The 22009-nt window shown below is 70.2% G+C and carries 20 protein-coding genes; 12 read left to right on the top strand and 8 right to left on the bottom strand.

The features are described from left to right. Nucleotides 1-7 precede the first annotated feature (7 nt). The 3 genes from HY049_07430 to HY049_07420 are packed head-to-tail and all read right to left on the bottom strand — an operon-like array spanning nt 8 to nt 5074. Complete coding sequence (locus tag HY049_07430) at nt 8-3346, bottom strand: M28 family peptidase (protein MBI3448730.1); 3339 nt, start codon at nt 3344-3346, stop codon at nt 8-10. Nucleotides 3347-3365: 19 nt separating this feature from the next. Then, a complete protein-coding gene (locus tag HY049_07425) occupies nt 3366-4163 on the bottom strand; it encodes an ABC transporter permease subunit (protein ID MBI3448729.1) in 798 nt (265 codons plus the stop codon). Beyond that, a complete protein-coding gene (locus HY049_07420; protein MBI3448728.1) occupies nt 4160-5074 on the bottom strand; it encodes an ABC transporter ATP-binding protein in 915 nt (304 codons plus the stop codon). The genes HY049_07425 and HY049_07420 overlap by 4 nt, the downstream gene beginning before the upstream one ends. A gap of 89 nt (nt 5075-5163) precedes the next feature. On the opposite strand from HY049_07420, the gene HY049_07415 reads away from it, so the two are divergent. The 8 genes from HY049_07415 to HY049_07380 all read left to right on the top strand — a co-directional run bounded on the left by HY049_07415 (nt 5164) and on the right by HY049_07380 (nt 10231). Continuing rightward, nucleotides 5164-5859: a tetratricopeptide repeat protein gene (locus HY049_07415; protein MBI3448727.1), complete on the top strand. Its 696-nt coding sequence runs from the start codon at nt 5164-5166 to the stop codon at nt 5857-5859. Between the two features lie 62 nt (nt 5860-5921). Beyond that, entirely contained in the window at nt 5922-6629 is a 708-nt protein-coding gene (locus tag HY049_07410; protein ID MBI3448726.1) for a class II aldolase/adducin family protein, read from the top strand. A gap of 36 nt (nt 6630-6665) precedes the next feature. Beyond that, nucleotides 6666-6950, top strand: coding sequence for an ethanolamine utilization microcompartment protein EutM (eutM, locus tag HY049_07405; GenBank protein MBI3448725.1), 285 nt, complete (start codon nt 6666-6668; stop codon nt 6948-6950). Between the two features lie 26 nt (nt 6951-6976). Further along, nucleotides 6977-7285 carry a EutN/CcmL family microcompartment protein gene (locus tag HY049_07400; protein MBI3448724.1) on the top strand — a complete coding sequence of 103 codons (309 nt, stop codon included), beginning with the start codon at nt 6977-6979 and terminating at the stop codon, nt 7283-7285. Further along, on the top strand, nt 7282-7569 hold the full coding sequence (locus HY049_07395; GenBank protein MBI3448723.1) for an ethanolamine utilization protein EutN: 288 nt from the start codon (nt 7282-7284) through the stop codon (nt 7567-7569). Before HY049_07400 ends, HY049_07395 begins: the two co-directional genes overlap by 4 nt. Continuing rightward, a complete protein-coding gene (locus HY049_07390) occupies nt 7566-7853 on the top strand; it encodes a EutN/CcmL family microcompartment protein (protein ID MBI3448722.1) in 288 nt (95 codons plus the stop codon). Before HY049_07395 ends, HY049_07390 begins: the two co-directional genes overlap by 4 nt. Nucleotides 7854-7876: 23 nt before the next feature. Further along, nucleotides 7877-8095 (top strand): hypothetical protein, encoded by a 219-nt coding sequence (locus tag HY049_07385; protein ID MBI3448721.1) that lies wholly within the window; start codon nt 7877-7879, stop codon nt 8093-8095. Between the two features lie 15 nt (nt 8096-8110). Beyond that, complete coding sequence (locus tag HY049_07380; protein MBI3448720.1) at nt 8111-10231, top strand: hypothetical protein; 2121 nt, start codon at nt 8111-8113, stop codon at nt 10229-10231. Between the two features lie 13 nt (nt 10232-10244). Here HY049_07380 and purH read toward each other — a convergent pair whose 3' ends face one another. The 4 genes from purH to HY049_07360 are packed head-to-tail and all read right to left on the bottom strand — an operon-like array spanning nt 10245 to nt 14096. Next, nucleotides 10245-11840, bottom strand: coding sequence for a bifunctional phosphoribosylaminoimidazolecarboxamide formyltransferase/IMP cyclohydrolase (gene purH / locus HY049_07375; GenBank protein ID MBI3448719.1), 1596 nt, complete (start codon nt 11838-11840; stop codon nt 10245-10247). A gap of 11 nt (nt 11841-11851) precedes the next feature. Beyond that, a complete protein-coding gene (locus HY049_07370) occupies nt 11852-12871 on the bottom strand; it encodes a hypothetical protein (GenBank protein MBI3448718.1) in 1020 nt (339 codons plus the stop codon). Continuing rightward, a complete protein-coding gene (locus HY049_07365) occupies nt 12868-13506 on the bottom strand; it encodes a tetratricopeptide repeat protein (GenBank protein ID MBI3448717.1) in 639 nt (212 codons plus the stop codon). The genes HY049_07370 and HY049_07365 overlap by 4 nt, the downstream gene beginning before the upstream one ends. Continuing rightward, nucleotides 13503-14096 carry a hypothetical protein gene (locus HY049_07360; protein ID MBI3448716.1) on the bottom strand — a complete coding sequence of 198 codons (594 nt, stop codon included), beginning with the start codon at nt 14094-14096 and terminating at the stop codon, nt 13503-13505. Before HY049_07360 ends, HY049_07365 begins: the two co-directional genes overlap by 4 nt. A gap of 109 nt (nt 14097-14205) precedes the next feature. Between HY049_07360 and HY049_07355 the strand changes: the two genes are divergently transcribed. Genes HY049_07355 through HY049_07345 form a run of 3 tightly spaced genes read left to right on the top strand, consistent with a single transcriptional unit; the run spans nt 14206 to nt 18493 of the window. Continuing rightward, nucleotides 14206-15621 (top strand): L-seryl-tRNA(Sec) selenium transferase, encoded by a 1416-nt coding sequence (locus HY049_07355; GenBank protein ID MBI3448715.1) that lies wholly within the window; start codon nt 14206-14208, stop codon nt 15619-15621. After that, the gene (locus HY049_07350; GenBank protein MBI3448714.1) at nt 15618-17183 is read left to right on the top strand and encodes an O-antigen ligase family protein; all 1566 of its coding nucleotides are present in this window, start codon (nt 15618-15620) and stop codon (nt 17181-17183) included. The genes HY049_07355 and HY049_07350 overlap by 4 nt, the downstream gene beginning before the upstream one ends. Continuing rightward, a complete protein-coding gene (locus HY049_07345) occupies nt 17180-18493 on the top strand; it encodes a hypothetical protein (GenBank protein MBI3448713.1) in 1314 nt (437 codons plus the stop codon). Before HY049_07350 ends, HY049_07345 begins: the two co-directional genes overlap by 4 nt. A gap of 59 nt (nt 18494-18552) precedes the next feature. Here the strand turns inward: HY049_07345 and HY049_07340 are convergent, their stop codons facing one another. Beyond that, nucleotides 18553-18858 (bottom strand): hypothetical protein, encoded by a 306-nt coding sequence (locus HY049_07340; protein MBI3448712.1) that lies wholly within the window; start codon nt 18856-18858, stop codon nt 18553-18555. A gap of 413 nt (nt 18859-19271) precedes the next feature. On the opposite strand from HY049_07340, the gene HY049_07335 reads away from it, so the two are divergent. Beyond that, complete coding sequence (locus HY049_07335) at nt 19272-21980, top strand: hypothetical protein (protein MBI3448711.1); 2709 nt, start codon at nt 19272-19274, stop codon at nt 21978-21980. The last annotated feature ends 29 nt before the right edge of the window (nt 21981-22009 follow it).

Below are 22009 nucleotides of genomic sequence, written 5' to 3'. Positions count from 1 at the left end.
ATCGCGCTCACCTCTCCGCCAGCGTCACCTTCATCGTGAGCTTCTGCTCCCCGCACTTCACGACGACCTCGACGATGTCGCCCGGGGCGTGCGCCTTCAGGAGATCTGAGTAGCCCTTCAGCCCCGCGATCTCCGCGCCGCCGAAGGAGAGGAGGATGTCGCCGGCCATGAGGCCGGCCTTCGCCGCGGGCGAGTCGGCGACGACGTCCTGCACGCGCACGCCGGGGCCGGCGAAGGCGAAGTCGGGGACACACCCCATCCCCGCGCGCCGCGCGGGAGGCGCCGGCGAGGCAGCTCCCGGCGCCGCCGCGGCCCCCGCCGCGGCGAGCTTCACGGTGAGAGGCTCAGCGCGTGAGGCGAGATACGCCACCGCCTCGTGCGCCGCCTCGGCGACGCGGGCCATCCCGTCGGCGTCGATCTTCTCGGGAGTGTCCGACGGGCGGTGGTAGTCGGCGTTCGGACCCGTGAAGAGCTGGACCGCGGGGACACCGCTCTCGAGGCAGGCGGTCTGATCGGAGCTGTCGAGGGGCTCGGGGACGATCGTGATCGGCATGCCGGTCGTCGCCTGGATCCCCATGAAGATGAAGCGCCACTCGCGCGCCGAGTCGGTGTTGAGGGCGTAGAGCTTCCCGTCGCGGAGCCGCCCCACCGTGTCGAGGTTGACGCAGGCGAAGGGGAGGCGCTCCGGCGCGCGCGTCGAGATGAAGTGGCGTGAGCCCAGGAGGCCGATCTCCTCGCCCGAGACGACGGCGAAGAGGACGGGCCTCACGCCGCGCGGCTCGGCCGCCATCGATCGCGCCAGCTCGAGGAGGACGGCGACCCCCGACGCGTTGTCGTCGGCGCCCGGGTGCATCTTCCCGTCGTTTCCGGCGCGGGCGAGCGCGCCTCCCGAGCCTAGATGATCGAGATGGGCGAGGACGACGACGGGATGATCCGCGAGCGCGGCGTCGGAGCCGGGGAGGGCGCCGAGAAGGTTCGTCCCTTCCTTGAAACTCTGGCGATACCCCGCGTCCCCCGCGGGCGTCAGCTTCATGTCGGTGAACGCGCGCTCGACGAGCGCCAGCGCCCGATCGAGGCCCGCGCTTCCCGCGCCGCGGCCGGCCATCTCCGGTGACGCCAGCGACTCCACGGTGCGTTGCATCGCCGCGCCGTCGAAGACCGCGGGGAGATCGGCGAGAGGCTTTCGCGCGGGCAGGCGGAGCGGAGGGGCGCCCCCGGGCGCGAGATCCCGGACGAGCGGCGAGCCGTGCGGCGCCCAGGCTCCCTTGCCGGTGTTCTCCGGCTCGTCCCCCTTGAAGAGGAGCCACGAGTAGCGCGAGTAGTGCGGGAGCTTGCGGGCGAGGCCGGGGATCGCCGCGATCGGATCGGCCGCGATCCAGCCGACAGCCTTTCGCGCGTCGGCGCGCCGCCGTGCGACGAGGACGGCGGAGCGCCCTGTACGGGAGGTGACCGTCCCATCGATCGTGACGCCGTCCGCGCGCGCCGTCACCGCGGGGTCGGCCAGCTCTTCCGCGAAGTCGCGCACGAGCGCGTTGTCCCAGCCGAGGAGCCAGACCGTTCCTTCGGGGAGCTTCGCCGTCTCGGCGTCGGTGACGACGCGCGGCGCGTGGCCGTGCGTCCACGCGGCGGCGAGATCGCGCCACGCCTTCGCCTCGACCGCCCGGGCGCGCGACGGGATCACGAAGAGCGGATCTTCGTCGCCGAGGAGCGACGAGAGGGCCGGTGGGACCTCGAGAGGGTCCACGCGTCGCATGAGGTCAAAGGAGGGATCGACCGTGACGCGCAGCGGCCGCGAGGGCAAATCGATCGACGCGGCCGCCACGCGTTCCGTGGACGGGATGTCCTTCAGGATCGGCTCCTCGCGGCCGGCGACGGTGATCGCGACGGGGACCACGAGAGGGAATGGATCTTCGGCCTGCGTCTGGCGGATCTCCAGGTCGAGCGTGAAAGCGCCCGGCGAGGCGGTGGCCGGTCGGACCGTGGCCTTCGAGAGCTCGAGCGCCGGCGCGCCGGTCCGCGTCGTCCACGTCTCGAAGAAGGCGGGCCAGTCGGTCTCACCCGCTCCCGCGAACGCCTCGGCGACGTCCCTGAACGACGCGCGCGCGTAGCGGTGCGCGTCGGCGAAGCGGGAGAGGCGCTCGAGGAAGACGGCGTCGCCGACGGTTCGCCTCACCATGTGGAAGAGCATCATCGCCTTCCCGTATCCGACCGCCTCCGAGGCGGCCGAGCGGCGCGAGGTGAAGGCGGCGAGAGGGAAGTCGTTGTTGCCGCGCACGAAGTCGGCGTACTTCTGGAGCGTCGTGCGCCGGTACGTCTCGGCCTCCCCCGACTGCTCGGCGAAGAGATGGTCGGCCATGTAGGCGGTCAGCCCCTCGCTCCAGTTGCCCCCCTGAGGCGCGACGTACACCGAGTTTCCCCACCAGTTGTGGAGCAGCTCGTGCGGGTACGACGACGTCAGGATCCACGGCATGCGGATGATCTTCGGCCCGAGAAGCGTGAACCCCGGCATCCCGTATCCGGTCTCCCAGAAGTTCTCGACGAGGGAGAACGACGGCCACGGGAATCGCGGGAGGATCCCCTCGTACATCCTGAGATAGCGCTTCCCCGCGTCGAGGTAGCGCGCGGCGAGCGCGGGGTCGTCCTCCCTCAGGAAGGCCGCGAAGGGGACGGCGCCGGCGCGATCGTCGCGCTCGATCCACGGGCCGGCGACGAGGTGGATCTCCTCGACGGGGTGCGTCGATCGCCACGCGGTCGTGCGCTCCCCCGCCGCCGTCTCGTGACGCGTGCGCTCCCCGGCGCTCACGACGTCCCAGAGGGGCGCGAGGCCGTCCACCTCGAGATCGAACGTCACCAGGGCTTCGCCGAAGGTCGGAACCCAGTGTGTCGCGCCGGCGAGGTAGACGCCGCGCTCCTCGATCGTCCCGGGGGTCTCCGAGAAGCCGCGCTGGTACTCCTCCTCGCCGACGGCGACGGGGTGATCGATCGCCCCTCCATACTCGATCGCGACATCGGCGCCGCCGCTCGCGGGAGGGATCAGGCGCCAGGCTTCGAGCGGCACGTCTCCCGGCTCCGCCTCGCGGAAATCCTTCGTGAGGCGCCACCCCGCCGTGGCGACCCTCGGCGCGAGGCCGGCGTGCAGGGTGAAACGGTAGCCGCCGTCGGCTCCTGCCGGCGCTCCGGAAAGGTCCAGCTCATCCGAGACCCGGATCGCGTGGTGCGCGGGATCGAGTCGGACCGTGAGGGCGTGATGCGCCGGTGGGCTCGCGGGGAGCTCGGCCGCCGTCGCCGCGAGACCGGCGGCCGCAATCGCGAGGAGGGGAGCGAGGAGTCGCCGCACGCGCGTCATGTTACCGCGTCCCCCCGCGTCAGAGATCGCGGCGGGCGAAGCGCACGAAGGCGATGGCGGTGGCGACCCCGCAGACCGCGAGAAGAACGGCGCAGCCCCCGAGCGGCGGCTCCCCGTTCACGGCGGCGGCGACGGGACGAAAGTAGTGGAAGAGGGAGAGGGCGCCGAGCGTCCTCAGCTCCGGCCGGATCCCCGCGAGGAAATCGAGGAAGAAGCAGGCGAGGAGAATCGCCACCGATCGGGCCATCGCCGGACCTCGGCGCGCGGCGCCCGCCGAGATGGCGAGCGAGAGGCCGCCTCCGGCGAGGAGAAGGGCGCTCAGCTCGAGGGCGCCGGGGATGTAGGCCGTCCAGGGGAGCGCGGTGGGAGAGGCGGCGACGGCGATCCCGATCGCCGCTCCGATCAGCAGCGCGATGGGAGCGGCCACGGCGGCGCGCGCGACGCCCAGGAGCGTCGCCGCGAGGTACGTCGTCCGGGAGACGGGGCGCGCCACGACGAGATCCAGGAATCCCGACTCGTGCTCGGCTGCCGGAGTCGTCGCCGCCGCGAGGACGAGCGCGAAGGAGATGGCGAGGGCGACGGGGTGCGTGAAACCGAACGCCACCGCGCCGGGGAAGGAGACGAAGCTCGCCTCGGCCGGCATGAGGCTCTGGATCGACGGAGGCATGAGCTGCATGAGCGCGCGAAGCCCGACATTCCGGTCGATCTGAGAGGCGGCCCAGCAGAGGAGCGTCTCGAACGCGACGAGGCCGGCGAGCCCGGCGAGGAGGAGCCGCCTCTGGTGTTTCAGGTTGCGCGCGACGAGCGTTCCGATCATGGCCGCGCCTCCGGTCCGCGGTAATGCTGCGCGAAGGCCTCGTCGAGATCCCTCTCGGGGAAGACGACGTCGGTGACGGAGTGCGCGGCGAGGAACCCGAGGAGGGGGTGGAGATCCCCCGAGATGTTGAGGACGAGGCGGCTTCCCTCGCGTTCGACGACCTCGACGCCGGGAAGGGAGATTGCGCCGGGGGCCTTCCCATCCTCGAACCGGACCACCATCCGTCGCACCGAGCTCCGCCGCATCGCCTCGATCGTGTCCAGAGCGACCAGCCGCCCTTCGCGGAGAATTCCCACGCGCGTGCACGTGCGATCGACTTCGGAGAGGACGTGCGACGAGTGGAAGATCGTGCGCCCCGCGCGCGCCGCCTCGCGCATCAGGTCGAAGACCGCCTCGCGGACGAGGGGGTCGAGCCCGGCGGTCGGCTCGTCGAGGATCAGGAGATCCGGATCCCCCTGGAAGGCGGCCGCGAGGCCGACCTTCTGCTTCGTGCCCCGCGAATCGCTCCGCACGACGCGATCGAGATCGCGGGTGGGGAGGCCGAGCCGGGAGCAGATCTCGGCGACGCGCTCCGGCCGGGCGGGAGGGGAGCCCTTCGGGCGGAGCGCGTCGAAGAAGGCCAGCGTCTCACGACCGGTGAGGCGATCGTCGAGGCCGAGGAGGTCGGGAAGGTACCCGACGCGCGCGCGCGACGCGGGGTCGCGCGGCGGGAGACCGAAGATCCGGATCTCGCCGCGCGTGGGGCGGATGAGATCGAGCAGGAGCCGGATCGTCGTCGTCTTCCCGGCGCCGTTAGGGCCGAGGAAGCCGAAAATCTCGCCGGGCTCGAGCGAGAGCGTCAGGCCGTCGAGCGCGACCGTGCGGCCGTAGCTCTTCGCCAGATCGCGGATCTCGAGGACCGCTGAGCCCATGCCCCATTATGCTCTCCGCCGCGATCCGATTGACCCTCTTGGAGCGCTTTCTGCTACGCTGGCCGCGTTCCTTCGGAGAATCTTCAGCGATGAACAAAGGTCAGGTCTCCTTCGCGTTTGCCGGGCTCCTCTTCGGTTTTCTGATGGGATTCGTCGTCGCCCACGAGATCTGGGCCGGTCGCGGCGGCGGCTTCGCCCACCCGCCGATCCCCCCGGGGATGGAGGGGAAGGTCGGACCGGTCGCCGGCGCGGATCGCCCCGCGGGCGGGACGATGCCCCCGGCGGGGGGCGCCGACGCGGCCGCGGGGGGCGCCGACGGCGCGCCCAACATGGCGATGATGGAGCAGGTCCAGAAGGAGATCGGCTCCCTCAAGGCCCTCATCGAGAAGGATCCGAAGAACTACGACGCCCTGCGCCGCCTCGGCGACATGTACTTCGACTCCGGCAAGTTCGACGGCGCGAAGGAGTACTACCAGAGGGCGCTCGCCGTGAAGCCGGGGGACGTCGACATCGCGACCGATCTCGGCACCGCGCTCCGGAACACCGGCCAGCCTGCCGAGGCGATGAAGCTCTTCGAGAGCGCCGTGGCCACCGACCCGAAGCACTGGAAGGGGTGGTTCAACATCGGCATCGTCGCGATGTACGACCTGGGCGATTTCGACCGCGCGCAGAAGGCCTTCAACAAGGTCGCCGAGATCAATCCCGGCGCCATCAACCTCGACGCGCTGAAGGAGGAGATGGCGAAGGAGAGGACGAAGCGGGCCTCGGGGGGCGGGGCTTCTTGAGAAGCGAGCACCAGCTCCGCAAGGACATCTGCGAGGTCGGCCGCCGCCTCTATCAGAAGGGGATGATCGCGGCCGCCGACGGGAACATCTCCGTCCGGATGGACAACGGCCGCCTGCTCGTCACCCCCTCCGGCCGGAACAAGGGGCGGCTCGACGAGGAGGATCTCGTCGTCACCGACGCGGACGGGCGGAAACTCTACGGGAAGCTCGAGCCCTCGAGCGAGATCGTCATGCACCTGGTGGCGTACCGCGAGCGTCCCGACGTCGGCGCGGTCGTGCATGCGCATCCGCCGCACGCGACGGGATTCGCGGTGGCCGGCGTTCCCCTCGATCAGCCGCTCATCTCGGAGGTGGTGCTGACGCTCGGCACGATCCCGCTCGCCGAGTACGGCACGCCGACGACGCCGGAGCTCGCGGCGGCCATCGAGCCCTACGTGAGGGACCACGACGCCATCCTGCTCGCCAACCACGGGGCGATGGCCTCGGGAAGCGACGTCTTCAGCGCGTACGACCGCATGGAGACGCTCGAGCACTTCGCGCACATCTGGATGGTCGCGCGCATCCTCGGCGAGGAGCGGCCGCTCTCCCCGGAGAACGTCGCCAAGCTCGAGGCGATTCGCCGCCGCGCGCACTTCGAGCCCAGGGCGCACGCCTGCTTCACGTGCCCGGTGCTCGAGGAGAAGATCGGCGGGAAGGACCCGGAGAAGATTCACGTCACGCGCGACCAGCTCGTCGAGCTGGTCTCGGACGTCGTCAAAGGACTGACCTAGCCGAGGCTGAGAATGAAGGAGAAGGAGGACGCCGGTATGGGTGAAGCCCTGGGTATGATCGAGACCCGCGGGCTGGTGGCGATGATCGAGGCGGCCGACGCCATGGTGAAGGCGGCGAAGGTGACCCTGGTCGGCTACGAGAAGATCGGCTCGGGTCTCGTCACCGCGATCGTCCGCGGGGACGTGGCCGCGGTGAAGGCGGCGACCGACGCCGGCTCCGCCGCCGCGCGCAAGGTGGGCGAGCTCGTCTCCGTCCACGTCATCCCGAGGCCGCACCAGAGCCTCGAGGACAGGCTTCCGATCGGCAAGAGCCGGGGCTGATTCGAATCACGACCTGAGGGCGCGGCATGTACCTCGCGAGAATCGTCGGCACCGTCGTCGCCACGCGCAAAGACGACCGGCTCGAGGGTTTCAAGCTCCTGGTCGTCCAGCCTCTCGACGAGCGCGGGGCGCCGGCGGGCGCGTGCAGCGTCGCCGTGGACACGGTCCAGGCGGGGAGCGGCGAGACGGTCCTGGTGGTGACGGGCTCCTCGGCCCGCATGACGTCCCGCACCAAGGACGCTCCGGTCGACGCCGCCATCGTCGGCATCATCGACACGGTCGCTCTGGACGGCGCGCGCCCGTGGGGCCCCGGCGTCGGCGAAAGGTCGCCGTGAACCTCGGCAGGATCGTCGGCCGCGTCGTCGCGACGCCCAAGGACCAGGGGCTCACGGGATCGAAGCTCCTCCTCGTGCAACCTCTCGACGCCTCCCTGAAGCCGCGGGGCGCGCTCCTCGTCGCCGCGGACGCGGCGGGCGCCGGCGCAGGCGAGATCGTCCTCTACGTGCGCGGCCGCGAGGCGGCGCACGCCTTCCTTCCGGCCGCCGTGCCGACGGACGCGGGCGTCACCGGCGTCGTCGATCACGTCCACGTCGTGCCCTCCGATCGAGGGAGCAAGTGATCCTCGCGCGCGTCGTCGGAAACGTCGTCGCGACGCAGAAACATCCTGCGTACCACGGATTCAAGATGATGATCGTGCAGCCCATTCACCCCACGGGAGCCCATGCGGGGGCGGAGTTCCTCGCCGCCGACGCGGTCGGATCCGGGGAGGGGGAGCGGGTCCTCGTCGTCGCCGAGGGAAAATCGGCGGGCGACGCCGTCCGCGTCCCGGGAGCCCCTCTCGACGCGGCCATCGTCGCCATCGTCGACATCCTCGACGTCGACGACGCCCCGGACACGGCGTAGGCCGCGCGCGCGCGATGGCGAGAATGCCGCTCCGCGCGCTCCATCCCGGAGACGTCATCCCCCCCGAATGGGTCGGGCTCGCGACCCCTCCCCGCGCCGTCTCTTCCGTGATAGCCTCACGCGCCGACGCGTCGCTGCAGTTCGTCACGTCGGCGCCGGCGTGGGGCGAGCGCGGCGCGTGCGTCGTGGAGCCGGGGAAACCGTGCACGTCGAGCGGCCGCTGCCGCCGACTGGGTCATTGACGAGCCGGGAGTCGCATGGACGACAAGCGAATCAAGGAACTCCTCGAGACCGCCGGGAAGGAGTACAACCTCGGGAAGTACGCCGAGGCGATCGCGCACTGGCACGAGGTGCTCGCGCTCGATCCGGGCCAGCAGAAGGCGAAGGAAGGGATCCGGATGGCGCAGCTCCTCGTCGTCAACTGGGAGGCGACGGAGACCGATGCCGACGACAGCGCGGCGCTCCTCCCCGCCGGCGCCACGGACGCGGAGACGCAGGAGAAGATCGACATCGGCATCGCGCGCGTGCGCGAGCTGATGTCCACGGGCCGGTACCAGGAGGCGCTCGAGGGGTGCCAGCTTCTCGCCGAGATCGCCCCGCACATGGACTCCGTCCGCCAGCTCCACGAGGAGGTGAGCCAGGCGCACGAGGCGCAGCCCTTCGTCAAGGAGAGGCTCGAGCGCGCGAAGCGATTCCTCCAGCAGGGCAAGACGCGCGAGGCCGCCGAGGAGGCGCGCAACGTGCTGTCGGTCGACGACGCGAACCAGCAGGCGCGCGCCATCCTCGAGAAGGTGACCGGACGCCCGGGAGACAAGGCGAAGGTGCCGTCCGCGTTCCAGGTCGAGAAGGGCGGAAAGAAGGATCTCCCGCCCTCTCCCTTCAAGGGAAGGGCCGGCGAGAAGACCGACGCGCTCCTCGCGCAGTTCGAGTTCGAGCCCGACGCGCCCGCCGGCGCCGGGGCGGCCTCCCCCCTCGACCTCGAGGCGACGGCTCCGGGGGCCCAAGGGGCGCCTCCCGACGCCGAAGCGCGTGTCGCGGCGCTGATCGCAGAGGGGGAGAAGCTCCTCGGGCAGAAGAAGCCCCAGGCCGCCATCGACGTCCTGTCCCGCATCTACGCGATCAGCGAGAGTCACGTCCAGGCCGGCGTCCTGATCGATCGGGCCAAGGCCGTCCTCGAGGACATCGCGCGGCGGGCGGACGAGTCGTACTTCCGGGCCGTCGACGCCCTGGAGTCCGGCCGGCTTCCCGAGGCGAAGAAGGCGTTCCTGGAGGTGATCGCTCTCCAGCCCGAACATCCCGACGCCCGAGGCTATCTCGATCAGATCGCGGAGCGCGAGGCCGCCGCGCCGGCCCACCCGGAGGCCCCGGCCCCCGCGCCGTCCGCTCCCGCCGCGAAGCCCGCCGCCTCGAAGTCCCCGATCGGATCGAAGGCCCCCCGGCCCTCCGATGCGGAGATGCTCAGCTCGGAGTCGGTCCCGCTGGCCGTGCCGCACGACGAGCACCCGAGCCGCGGATCGTCCGGACACGCGAGCGCGCCGTCGGTCTCGGCAGGGGTGATGAAGCGCAAGCCGATTGTCCCGGTCGTGAAACGGAACCCCCTGACGATGGTGCTCGGCGGCGCCCTCGCCGCCGTGCTGCTCCTCGCCGCCGGCGTAGGGTACTTCGTCCTCCGAGGCGAGCCGGCGCGGCCGGAGCCGGAATCGGCGTCCGCGCGCCCCGCGGTCCCGCCGGCCCCGACCCCCGCGGGGGTCGAGGGGCCGGGTGACCCGGCGACGGGCGCGCCGCCCCGCAAGGCCGGCTCGCTGGAGATCCTCCCCGGCGCGCAGGGCCCGCAGCCCCCGAAGGCGACCGCGCCCGACCCCGCGGCGGTTCGCAGGAAGATCGACGCGCTGATGAAGGAGGGGCGCGCGCTGGCGCGCGACGAGAAGTACCCCGAGGCGGTGGATCGGTTCGACCAGATCCTCGCCCTCGACCCGGCGAACTTCGAGGCGGCCGATGCCCGGTCGAAGGCCGCGGCGCTCCAGCAGAAGTGGGCGAAGTTCTACAAGGAGCTCGACGCGGCGAAGGGCGCGTTCAAGGATTCGGACTGGGCCGGCGCGCTCTACAAGCTGTACCGCCTGCGGGAGGAGCGGAAGGACATGGCGATCCTGCCGCGGTACATCGAGAACGCGAACTACAACTGGGGCCTCGAGACGCTTTCGGGATTCGAGATCGAGAACGCCGTCGATCACTTCAAGGACGCGCTCGAGATGGATCCGGGCGACGCGTCGATCCAGAAGCACATCGAGTTCGCGAGCCACTACAAGCGGCACGGCCGCGATGCCGCGTTCGACGTCTACGTGAAGTCGCTCAAGCGGAGGGATCTCGAGGAGAGGTGAGCCGCCCGGCCGGTCAGTGCCTGAAGTGCCGCCGGCCGGTGAAGAGCATCGCGATGCCGTGCTCGTCGGCCGCGGCGATGACCTCCTCGTCCCGGACCGATCCCCCCGGCTGGATGATCGCGGCCACCCCGGCCTTCGCCGCCTCGTCGACGCCGTCGCGGAAGGGGAAGAAGGCGTCCGACGCCAGGACGGTGCCCGAGAGATCCTCGCGCGCCTTGTCCCTTCCGATCTTCGCCGAATCGACGCGGCTCATCTGCCCGGCGCCGATGCCCACGGTCCGCGTTCCGCGCACGTAGACGATCGCGTTGGACTTCACGTGGCGGGCGACGCGCCACGCGAAGAGGAGCGAGCGCATCTCGCCCGGCGCCGGCCCGCGCTTCGTCACGGTGCGGAAAGTCGCCGGCGCCTCGCCGACGCGATCGCGATCCTGGACGAGAAGGCCTCCGGCGACGCGCTTGAGATCCCATCCTCCCTGGCCTGCGGCCGGCCCGGCCGCCTCCATCAGGCGGAGGTTCTTCTTCCCCTTCAAGGCGTCGAGGGCCCCGTTCTGGAACGACGGGGCGATGACCGCCTCGAGAAAGAGGGGCGCGATCTCCGCGGCCGTCACGGCGTCGAGCGGCCGGTTGACGGCGACGATGCCGCCGAAGGCGGAGACGGGATCGCCGTCGCGCGCGAGACGGTACGCCTCGACGAGCGTGTCCGCGCACGCGGCTCCCGACGGGGTGGTGTGCTTCACGATCACGCAGCCGGTCGCCTCGAGATCGGCCACCGCGGCCCACGCGGCGTCGAGGTCGAGGATGTTGTTGAACGAGAGCTCCTTCCCCTGGAGCTGCCTCGCGCTCACCGGCCCGGCGGGGGCGGCGCCTCCGGGCGGCGTCTCCGCGGGATCCGCGTAGAGGGCGGCGCTCTGGTGCGGGTTCTCGCCGTACCTGAGGTCGGCGACCTTGACGAGCCCGAAGGTGAGGACGTCGGGGAAGCCGGCCGGCCGCGGCGCGAGGCGGGGCGCGTTCCCGGCGTCGAGGGCCACGTGGGCGAAGTAGTCGGCGATGCGCGAATCGTAATACGCCGTGTGCGCGAAGGCCTTCGCCGCCAGGCGGCGCCGCGTCGCGGCCGACACCGATCCCTCCGCCTCGATCTCCGCCAGCACCGCGGGGTAATCGGCCGGATCGGTCACGACGGCGACGTCGCGCCAGTTCTTCGCGGCGGAGCGGATCATCGAGGGGCCTCCGATGTCAATCATCTCGATGACCTCTTCGACCCTCTCCGACTTTGCCGCGACCGTGCGCTCGAAGGGGTAGAGGTTCACCGCCACCAGATCGATCGGGGCGATGCCCTGGTCGACGAGCTGCTTCATGTGGGACGGCTCGGCGCGCCGCGCGAGAATCCCGCCGTGGACCTTCGGGTGCAGCGTCTTGACGCGCCCCTCCAGGATCTCCGGCGACCCGGTGTGTTCCGAGACCTGCTTCACCGGAACGCCGGCCTCGACGAGGGCGGTCGCGGTGCCGCCGGTCGAGAGAATCTCGATCCCCCGCGCGGCCAGCCCGCGGCAGAAAAGGATGAGACCTTCCTTGTCGAAGACGCTGACAATCGCTCGTGCCGTGCGCGACATGCCGGGACTCCTCAACCGTTCGGATCTCCGGGGGTGTTCGGGTCTTTGGCCGTGCCGGGATTCGCGGTCCCGCCGGCGGGAGCGCCTTTCGCGGAGCGCGCCGCCTCCTCTCTCAGCCGCCGCCGGCTCTTTCCGATGATGACCTTCGTGGGCGTCTCCTCCTCGCCGCCTGCGGCCTGAAGCGCGCCCGCGTCGGGCGCGCCCGCGCCGGCCTCCGGGGGGGGCGCGGGGGCCCGCGGTGCGGGGCGGGCGACGCGCGGGATCGGGGCCATCGCCTTCGGCGGCGGCGCCGCCGAGGCGAGGTGGGGAGTTCCGCCGGTGTCCCCGTGGGCCCCGCGCCAGACGTGCAGCCAGGCGCGCGCGATCCCCGTCACCGCGCGCGAGTAGCACAGCGACGCGATGCCGAACGGAATCGATCGGACGTCGAACCCCTCGCTCGATCCGCCGCTCTCGGCGTAGGCCCGCGCCAGGTGTCCGTAGTACTCGCGCGAGAGGTGCGCCGAGTCGAGCGCCACCGCGGAGAGGGTGCCGGGCTCCTCTGGGTAGCCGTAGAAGACCGCGGGAAACCGGTCGAGATTTCGCTCGACGTAGCGGGGGAAGTCGGGGGCGAAGGGGGCGGTCGCTCCTTCGGGGGCGGTCAGGAGCGGATCGCTCACGTCCGCCGCGAGGTGGGCGAGGACGCCGAGGTAGAAGACGACGTCCGAGATCGGCCTGTGCCCGTCCATCGCGGCGATCGCCTTCCCCGCCACCGTGTCCATCGCGGCCGCGGCGCCGGAGGCGGGGTCCGCGCCGTCGAGCCTGTGCTGCGAGGTCCCCTCGCTCCGGGTGGCCTCCTCGAGGCCGGCCCTGAGCGAGTCCTCGTGCCGCGTGATGAGCCCGGCGAGGACGGGAGGGGCGACCTTGAGCGCGTCGGCGACCATCCGCGCGCGCGCCCGGGCGCCCCACGCGCTGCCCGCGCCGTCGGCCGCGGCGGCGCCGGATCCGGCGAGCGCCGCGAGCGCGACGGCGAGCGGCCAGACCCTCGAGGTCACTCGGGCATCGGTTCGAGGGGCAGGGCCAGGGAGCCCCCCTGTTCGAGGTACTTCCGCAGGCGGATCGCGAGGATCTTCGTGTTGTTGATCACCTGGGGGTTGACCGCCGGGTCGAGGAGGTCGGGCTTGAGCGAGACGGCCTTCAGGTACATGTCGACGGCCCTGTCGTAGTCCCCCTGCTCGTCGAAGATGGTGCCGATGCCGTACCAGGCGAGCGCGTAACGCGGATCGATCCTGGTGGCGCGCTCGAAGGCGCTCTTCGAGGCGGAGAGTTTCCCGAGCTTGTGATAGGCCGTGCCGAGATTGTTCCACGCCGTCGCGGACTCGCCGTCGATGTCGATCGCTTTGCGGTACTCGTCGATCGCCTCGTCCATCCAGTTGCGCTGGACGTAGAGGTTCCCGAGGTTGTTGTGCAGGGCGGGGTTGTTAGGCTCGGTCTCGAGGCGCAACCGGTACGCGACGATCGGGTCCTTCGCGGTGTTGGGATCCCAGAGGGTCGCGGCGTCCACGCGGATCGGCGCCCGGTCGTGGGAGACGGTGGGCGCCGCGCCGCCGCCGTGCGCGCAGCCGGCGCAGACCGCCGCGAGGGCGGCGGCGGTCACGGCCGCCGCGCGCGTCGGACCGTTCATCGTCATTTTCCCTTCTCCTTCACGGGGGCGGCCTTGAGCGTCACCGTGCCCTCCTTCACGACGATTTTGTACGCGACCGAGTCGCACCCCGACTTCGACTTGATGGCCTCGGTCTTCTTCGCGATCTGCTGCAGGAAAGTCGAGTACGAGACCTCGCTCGCGCCGTTGTCGAGAGCGCGCCGCGCCTCGACGTACCTATCATAGAAGGTCTTGAAGTTGTCGTCCTCCGACGTCGGATCCCTGAACCTCGATCGGTAGACGACGGACTCGGCGGGCGGCCGCGCCGCCTGCGACGGCGGGGGCGCCGCCCTCCCGCCGGGGCGCAGCCCCTCCTCCTTCATCCGGACGTTCTTCGCCCAGAGCTCGCAGTAGGTCTGGTACTTGCCGGCGAGGGAGTTGTACCGGTAGCGATCCGAGAAGCGCTGCATCGGCGTGTTGCCGAGCCGCTTGATGAGCAGATCGACCTCTTTTTTCGTCTCGAAGGGCTGCCGCGGGGCCGCGCCGGCGAAGAAGATGTCGTACTGCTGCTTGACCTGCCTGATGGCCACCTCGAGCCGGTTGAGATCCTCCTCGATGGGGGACAGGGGCTCCTGCATGCCGCGGGCACTCTCCGGGGAACTTCAAGAGGGGTCGCGCCCGTCTCACGGGCGGATCGACCTATAATATAGCGGCCTGTCGGAAGGCAGATCAAACGGAGACGCGCAGGTGGGGCGAGACGAGTTGGGATCGGGACCGGCACTCAGGCGCATTCCGTCCGTCAACGTGCTGCTCGATCAGCCCGAGGTTCTCGAGCTCGCGGGGCGATTCTCGCGCGAGTTCATCACCGGCCTCGTGCGCGAGGCCGTCGACGAGCTGCGGCGCGCCGTCGTCGCGGGAGAGATCGACGCGGCGAGCGTCGACGCCTTCGAGGCGACCCTCCCCGGCAGGCTCGGCGCCCTCCTCGCCCGCCGCTTCTCGCGCCGGACGTCACCCGTCCTCAACGCCACGGGCGTCATCGTCCACACCAATCTCGGGCGATCGCCCCTGTCCGCCGAGGCGGTCGCGCGCGCCTCGGCGGTGGCCGCGGGCTACTGCGACGTGGAGTTCGATCTCGACTCAGGGGCTCGCGGCTCGCGCCAGGCGCACATCGAGGATCTCCTCGCGCGCCTCTTCCCCGGCGCGCGCGGCCTGGCCGTCAACAACAACGCGGGCGCGGTGATGCTGGCCCTGAACACCCTCGCCGACGGCCGGGAGGTCCTCATCTCCCGCGGCGAGCTCGTGGAGATCGGCGGCTCGTTCCGCATCCCCGACGTGATGGCGAAGAGCGGCGCGATCCTCCGAGAGGTCGGAACGACCAACCGGACGCGCGTCGCGGATTTCCGCGCCGCCCTCGGGGATCGCGCGGGCGCGCTCCTCAAGGTCCACACGAGCAACTACCGGATCGTCGGCTTCACGGAGGAGGCGCCCGTCGCCGAGATGGCGGCCCTCGCCAGGTCGAGCGGCCTGCCGCTGATGGTGGATCAGGGGAGCGGCAATCTCCTCGATCTCTCGCCGTTCGGCCTGGGCGACGAGCCGCCGGTCCCGTGGATCCTCGAGCAGGGCGCGGACATCGTGACGTTTTCCGGAGACAAGCTCCTGGGCGGCCCGCAGTCCGGGCTCATCGTCGGGCGCGCCGATCTCGTCGCGGCGATGAGATCGAACCCCTTCTACCGCGCCCTCCGCCCGGACAAGGTGACCGTCGCCGCGCTCGAGGCGACGCTGGAGTCGTTCGTCGCCGGCCGGCCGCTCGAGGAGATCCCGACGCTGCGGATGCTCTCGACCCCCGCGGCGGAGATCGGCCGCCGGGCCGAGGCGCTCGCCGCCCGCCTCGTCGTGGCTGCGGGGGCGAGGCTCGAGGCCCGCGTCGAGGACGGGGCGTCACGGGTCGGCGGCGGCGCCGCCCCCGCGTGCGAGGTCCCGACTCGAATCCTCGCCCTCCGCCCGCGCTTCGCGAGCGCCGAGAGCTACGAGATCGCGCTCCGGGGCGGGCGCCCCGCGGTGGTCGCGCGGGTGCGCGACGGATGGCTCCTCGTCGATCTGCGCACCGTCCCCCCGGACGACGAGACGTCCCTTCAATCGGCGCTGCTCCACGCGGCGTCGTGAGGAACGCGATCGTCGAAGGGGGGATCTACTTCCTTCTCCTCTTCACCCCCCTCGCTTTCGGCGGCGTCGAAGGGTGGGCGCTGGGCGTCCTCGAGATCGTCGCGGCGGTGATCCTGCTCGCCTGGGCCTGGGATCGCGGCGAACGTGACGCTTCCGCGCCCCCGGCGGATGCGGAGATCTCCCGCCGCCTCCGCATCCTCTGGACGGCGATCGCGCTCTTCGTCGCGCTGGTGGTGCTGCAGATTCTCCCGCTCCCCCCCGCGGTGATCCGGGCCCTCTCCCCGCGCACGCACGCCCTCTACGCGATGACGATTCCGGGGTACGACGGGAGCGAGGGCGCGCGGCGCGCCGATCTCCCCGCGTGGCTCGTGGCCAGGAGGCCCTCCCGCGTCGCGGCGGCCGACGCGAACTCGGTGGCGGGGGCGCAAGAGCCCCCGGCCGGCCCCGCGCCGGCCGGCGATGACCTTCCGGGGTGGAGGACGCTCTCGATCTACCCCTTCGCGACGCGGCAGAAGCTCGGGCTCGTCCTCTCGCTCGTCGCCGTGTTCGCGGTGGTCCTCGGCCACTTCCGAACGATAGAGCGCGTGTTCAGGCTCCTGGGAGTGGCGGTCTTCTGCGGCTTCGCGGTGTCGCTTCTCGGCATCCTCCAGAAGTTCAACTGGAACGGCAGGCTCTACTGGATCCGCGAGGGGGAGTTCTCGAACCCCTTCGGCCCGTTCGTCGATCGGAACACGTACGCGGCCTTCGCCGGGACCACGCTTCCGATCGCGATCGGCCTGACCTTCGCGGCCCGCCGCCGGCTGGCGCACGGCACCGTGGACGCCCTCCCCCAGTTCCTCCTCAGCGGCTTCGCGGCGATCACCACGATGGCCGGGATCCTCTACTCCCTGTCGCGGGGCGGGATGATCTCGACCAGCCTCTCGATGCTCCTCATCGCCGGGCTGCTCGCGACGTACGGCCGCCACAAGCGCGAGATCGCGATCCTCGCTCTCATCCTCGCCCTCGCCGGGGGATTCCTGCTCTGGATCGGCCCGGAGCACGTCCTCGAGCGCGTGGGGACGCTGAAGCGAGGCCAGTCCGACCCGTCCATCGGCGGAAGGATGGAGGCCTGGACTCACGCGATGCGTCTGATCGCCGATCACCCCGTCGTCGGAACGGGTCTGGGCACCTTCGCGTTCTCCTTCCTGCGTTACGCTCCCCCCGGCGGCTCGTGGTGGGACGTCGCGCACAACGAGTACATCGAGCTGGTGTGCGACACCGGCGTTCCGGGAGCCGTGCTCGCCCTGCTGGGAGGCGGCGCCTGGCTCTTCATCGTCTGGCGGCCGGGCCTCTTCAGGGACAGTCCTTCGCGGTACGCCCACGCGGGGATCCTCGCTGGCATCGCGGCGCTGCTCGTCCACTCGTGCATCACGTCGAACCTCCAGGTACCGGCGAACTTTCTGCTGCTCGTCGTGCTGGGCGCCGCGCTGATCCGGCTGGTGCGCCTGGCGGCGCAGCACGAGGCCGAGCGCGAGGTCGCCGGCGAGCCCGGCTCCCGGATCCGGCGAGGCTCAAGGGCGTGATCCGGCGGGCGTTGCGCCGCGCCGGACTCCTGGTGCTGCTCTCTCTGAGCGTCTGGGACGCCTCCTCTCGGATCGCCTGGTTCACCCACCGCCACCGCGGCGAGCGGGCCCTCGCGGCCGGCGACGTCGCCACCGCGTTCGACGAGTTCGTGAAGGCGCGCTCGTGGGAGCCAGGCGACGGGCCGGGGCAGGTGCTGGTGGCCCGGGCGGTCGAGATCTCCGAGGCCAACGGCGTGACGATCCCCGCGCTGGCGGCGCGCGGCGCGGAGGAGCGCTTCGGCGTCGGTGTCGCGGCCGTCACGGCCGCCGTTGCCGCCAATCCCGCCGACGCCTGGGCCTGGTTCAACCTTGCCGAGGTCTATCGCTCGCACGTCGCGGGGGGCGAGCGTCTCGCGCGTCTGCGCGCGGTCGTTGCGGCCGCAAAGGCGGGAGTCTCGCACCCGGAGAAGGCGGCTCCGAACGTGCGGCGCGCCCCCGGATATGAAGAGCGCGTGATGGCGGCCGCGTGTCTCACGGCGTCGGATCTCGACCCGGAGTTCTTCTTCTACCGGGACGCGCTCGCGGTCCTGTACTGGCGCTCCGGGCTGACGAAGGAGGCGTCGGAGCTGGTCCGCCGCAGCTTCGAGCTCACGCCGAACGCGGAAGTCCACACGCTCCTCGATGACGCGGCCTTCGCGAAGGACGTGGCCGACGCCATCCTCGCCGGGATCGACTCGGGACCATCGGTGGATCGCGAGACGAGGAATGCGAGGCTCTCCGCGCGGGCGACGATTCTCGAGCGGGTCGGCCGGCGGAAGGAGGCCATCGAAGCCTACCGGAATTTCGCGACGTCCGGGGAGCCGGAGCTCACGACCTTCGGCAGGCTGAAGATCGGCCAGATTCTTCAGGACGAAGGGAAGTTCGAGGAGAGCCTGTCACCGCTCGGGGATGTCATCGCGTCCGACGCCGACGGAGACAGCGGGACGTCGGCGCTCTACCTCATGGGCATCGCCTACGGCCGCATGCAGGATCACGCGCGCGCGGCGGAGTTCCTGAAACGATACCTCGCCCGGAGGGCGGGTGGCCTCGAGATCATTCTCGATCTCGCGGACGAGCTGGCCGCGCTCGGGAAGGCGCCAGACGCCGAACGCACGTACGTGGGGGCGTTGAAAGCTTATCCGGACGAGCCAGAGGCGTGCGCGAGATTCGCGTCGTTCCTGCTTCACCAGCGACGGCGGGACGAGGCCACGCCCTACATCGAGAAGCTCAGGGCTCTCGCGCCGGACGATTCGCGAATCGAGCTGCTCCGGAGCGAGGCCCGAAAAGAATAACCCCCGCCGGGTCTCTCTCCACGGCGGGGGCGGATTCTCTTGAACCGACTTGCAGCTGACTAGGGCTCGGTCGGCGAGCCTCCATCCTTGATGGCATGGCACATCGCCTTGCACTCGTCCAGCGTCGGATCGCAGGTCGTCGTCTTGCAGTTCACGATGCACGGGTTCGTGCAAGTCGAGACGTTGTTGCACAGCGCCTTGCAGTCGGTATTGCACTGCGCGTTGCAGGTGTTGTGCGACGTGTTACACGACTGGACGCAGCGCTGGAAGTCCCTGCCCGCCTGACTGCTGATCGCCAGGCCCGTGACCGCCAGGAACATCATGGCCACACCCAGCATCAGCGCGTGCTTCCGGATATTTCGCATGCCTCAACCCCTCCTCACCCGGGAATACTGCCCTCATGAAGGCCGAATTAGGCCAGCAATGTACCGCGAAATCCAAGCCTGTCAAGGGTGAAATTGCTGCGCCAGGGATCGGAAAAGTGGTCAGGTAGGAGCGCGAACGATGCGTCAAGATGCCATCGGAACAATCAGATCCCTACCCTGCCTCCTGTATCGAGTTTATGCAAAATTCTGGAACGCGTCGGATTTTGCGACCGTCGGACGGTGACTCCGCGTCGAACTCCCAACGATTCTCTTGACTCGGCCTAGGATGGCGGTATAACTATCCGAACTCTCACGAAGATCCGCAGTCACTTCTCTGGTTCCCGGCGGGGTGGGCAGACCGCGTCGGCGATCGCTACGACCTGGGGGACATGAGCGCTCCGGCTCCAGAGGCCATGATTCCATTCGCAAGAGCAACCGCGTGGGATGCCGAGTCCCTGCGACGGGGAGTTCTCCCTGCGCTCGGGGCGGCGTTTCTCGCCGTCGTGCTGGTCGCCTCACCCGCCGGCGCCGCGACGATCTACGTCGACGACAACACCTGTCCCGCGACCGGGTCCGGGTCGCTCGCCAGCCCCTACTGCCACATCCAGGACGCGATCTGCGTCGGCGTCTCGGGAGACGTCGTCAGCGTTCTCCCCGGGACCTACCCCGAAGCCATCCGCATGAGGCCGAACGTCAGCGTGATATCGTCGGGCGGAGCCGCGGTGACGACGATCAACTCCGCCGGGAAGCCGTGCACCGACTCTGCCTTCTGCACCAAGCGGACCGGGACTCAGTGCTCGGTCGTCACGTTTGGCTCCGGCCACACCCCGACCACGGTCCTCGACGGGTTCACGATTACCGGGGGAGGCGGACAGGCGGTTCCGTCCCCGAATACGGTGGTCGGCGGAGGGGGAATCTACGTTTTCAGCTCCCCGACGATTCGCAACAACATCATCGAGAACAACGTGATCCTGAACGTATCTCCGTCGCGCCGCGAGTTCGACGGCGCGGGGATCTACGTCTCGTTCGGCGCGCCGGTCATCACGAACAACGTCATCACGGGAAACAGGGCCGTTCCGGCTCCTGGGATCTCAACGGCGGTCACGTACGGCTACGGCGGAGGCGTCTACTCGGGCTTCTTCTCGAACCCGCAGATCATCGCCAACACGATTCAGAGCAACTGGGGGGGCGATCCGAACATCGCCTTCTCCGTCGGCGGTGGCGGCGGCGTCATGATCTTTCCCCCCGACGCGAACAACCCGGGCACGCCCCTCGTCGACAGAAACCTGATCGCGGACAACATCGGGGATACGTACGGCGGCGGAGTCGGTGTGGGCAGCATCCTGAACACGGTGCAGCAGGCGGTGGTCAGCAACAACGTCATCGTGGGGAACACGACGTACCGGGGCGCCGGTGTCTACAACTACCTGAACAAGTCGAAGATCGTCAACAACACGATCACGGGGAACACGGGACAGCAGGGGGCCGGTCTCTTCACCGGCCTCAGCGACGTCACGCTTCCCACGATTATCTCGAACAACCTCATCACCGGCAACCACCTCATGATCGCCGGCGAGGGCGGTGGCATCTACAAACAGGACAACGGAACCACCCCGAGCACCACCCTCGAGGCGAACGACGTCTTCGGCAACCAGAAGAACCAGGTGGCCGGCGATATCACCGATGCCACCTTCTTCACGACCAACGGCAACTTCACGCTCGATCCCAACTACGTCAACGAGCCAGCGCGCGACTACCACGTGAACCCGAACTCGCCGGTCATCGACCGGGCGTTCGCCTCGAGGGCGCCGGCCGTCGACAAGGACAACACGGCGCGCGGGTTCGACGGCAACGGCATCCCCAACAACCCGCAGGCCGGCGACAACGACGTGGGCGCCTACGAGTGGCGCCCACCCTGCGTGCCGCAGACCGAGGTCTGCAACGGCGTCGACGACAACTGCAACGGGCTGATCGACGAGGGATTCCCGAACACGGACGGCGACGCCCTGGCGAACTGCGTGGACCCCGACGACGACAACGACGGCGTCCTCGACGGCTCCGATTGCGCGCCCCTCGACGTGACCGCGTTCGGAAATCCGGCAGAGATCACGAACGTCCTGGCTTCGGGAAGCTCCCCGACGACCATCACGTACGACGTCCAGAACATCGGGAGCGGGACGCACTACGAGATCGTCTCCGGACTTCTGACGCGCATCCAGGCGCGCGGAGGATTCCAGGAGGATTTCTGCGTCGCCCAGTCGACGGCCGGCGGAACCTGGCAGGACAGTCGCCCGACGCCTCCGTTGGGGAACGGCTGGTACTACTTCATCCGGGATGCGAACAACTGCGGCACGGGAACCTACGGGTCCGCGCTCCGCGACTCGGCGCGATCCGTCAGCGTCTGCCCCACGAACATCCGGGATCTCGACTTCGACGGCTCGCCGTCCGATCTCGACTGCAACGACGTCGACCCGAACGTCTCCCCGTTCCGCGCCGAGGTCTGCGACGGCCTCGACAACAACTGCAGCGGAACGGTGGATGAAGGAAATCCCGGCGGCGGCGTCCTCTGCGGCGTGTCGAACGTGGGCGACTGCCGGCTGGGCTCAACGCAGTGCCTCAGCGCCAGCGTGCAGTGCGTCGGCTCGGTCCTCCCGGCGGCCGAGATCTGCGACGGTCACGACAACAACTGCAACAACCAGGTCGACGAGGGGTTCCCGGACACCGACTCGGACGGCGCCAAGGACTGCATCGACCCCGACGACGACAACGACGGCACGCTCGACGCCTCCGATTGCGCGCCGCTCGACGCGACGGCCTTCGGCGTCCCTGTCGAGATCCAGGACGTCTCGGCGTTCGACGGGGCGCCGCAGCAGATGACGTGGACGGCGCAGGCGATCGGCTCCGGGACGCGGTACCAGGTGGCGACCGGCCAGATCACCTCGGGGGGCAGCCTGAGCTTCCCGGCGGGAACCTGTCAGCCGAGCGTGACGACGGGCCAGGCGCCCATGAACGGGACGCCGGCGCTCGGAGTCGTCTTCTACTACATGGTGACGCCGGGCAACGCCTGCGGAACCGCCACCTACGGCTCGGCGGCGCGCAACACGCATCCAGCCTGCCCGTAGACCGGGCGCGCGCGCCCGCCGGGGACGGT

This window comes from Acidobacteriota bacterium (genome assembly GCA_016195325.1).
Lineage (GTDB): Bacteria > Acidobacteriota > Polarisedimenticolia > JACPZX01 > JACPZX01 > JACPZX01.
Note: the sequence above shows the minus strand (reverse complement) of the source record. Positions and strands in the feature narration are given on the sequence as shown.

Coding starts and splice junctions, on each gene's coding strand:
- HY049_07335 (MBI3448711.1), top strand. CDS start 19,272: ATGATTCCATTCGCAAGAGCAACCGCGTGGGATGCCGAGTCCCTGCGA.
- HY049_07360 (MBI3448716.1), bottom strand. CDS start 14,096: ATGCAGGAGCCCCTGTCCCCCATCGAGGAGGATCTCAACCGGCTCGAG.
- HY049_07420 (MBI3448728.1), bottom strand. CDS start 5,074: ATGGGCTCAGCGGTCCTCGAGATCCGCGATCTGGCGAAGAGCTACGGC.
- HY049_07410 (MBI3448726.1), top strand. CDS start 5,922: ATGATCGCGGCCGCCGACGGGAACATCTCCGTCCGGATGGACAACGGC.
- HY049_07385 (MBI3448721.1), top strand. CDS start 7,877: ATGCCGCTCCGCGCGCTCCATCCCGGAGACGTCATCCCCCCCGAATGG.
- eutM (MBI3448725.1), top strand. CDS start 6,666: ATGGGTGAAGCCCTGGGTATGATCGAGACCCGCGGGCTGGTGGCGATG.
- HY049_07340 (MBI3448712.1), bottom strand. CDS start 18,858: ATGCGAAATATCCGGAAGCACGCGCTGATGCTGGGTGTGGCCATGATG.
- HY049_07425 (MBI3448729.1), bottom strand. CDS start 4,163: ATGATCGGAACGCTCGTCGCGCGCAACCTGAAACACCAGAGGCGGCTC.
- purH (MBI3448719.1), bottom strand. CDS start 11,840: ATGTCGCGCACGGCACGAGCGATTGTCAGCGTCTTCGACAAGGAAGGT.
- HY049_07415 (MBI3448727.1), top strand. CDS start 5,164: ATGAACAAAGGTCAGGTCTCCTTCGCGTTTGCCGGGCTCCTCTTCGGT.
- HY049_07430 (MBI3448730.1), bottom strand. CDS start 3,346: ATGACGCGCGTGCGGCGACTCCTCGCTCCCCTCCTCGCGATTGCGGCC.
- HY049_07400 (MBI3448724.1), top strand. CDS start 6,977: ATGTACCTCGCGAGAATCGTCGGCACCGTCGTCGCCACGCGCAAAGAC.
- HY049_07365 (MBI3448717.1), bottom strand. CDS start 13,506: ATGACGATGAACGGTCCGACGCGCGCGGCGGCCGTGACCGCCGCCGCC.
- HY049_07380 (MBI3448720.1), top strand. CDS start 8,111: ATGGACGACAAGCGAATCAAGGAACTCCTCGAGACCGCCGGGAAGGAG.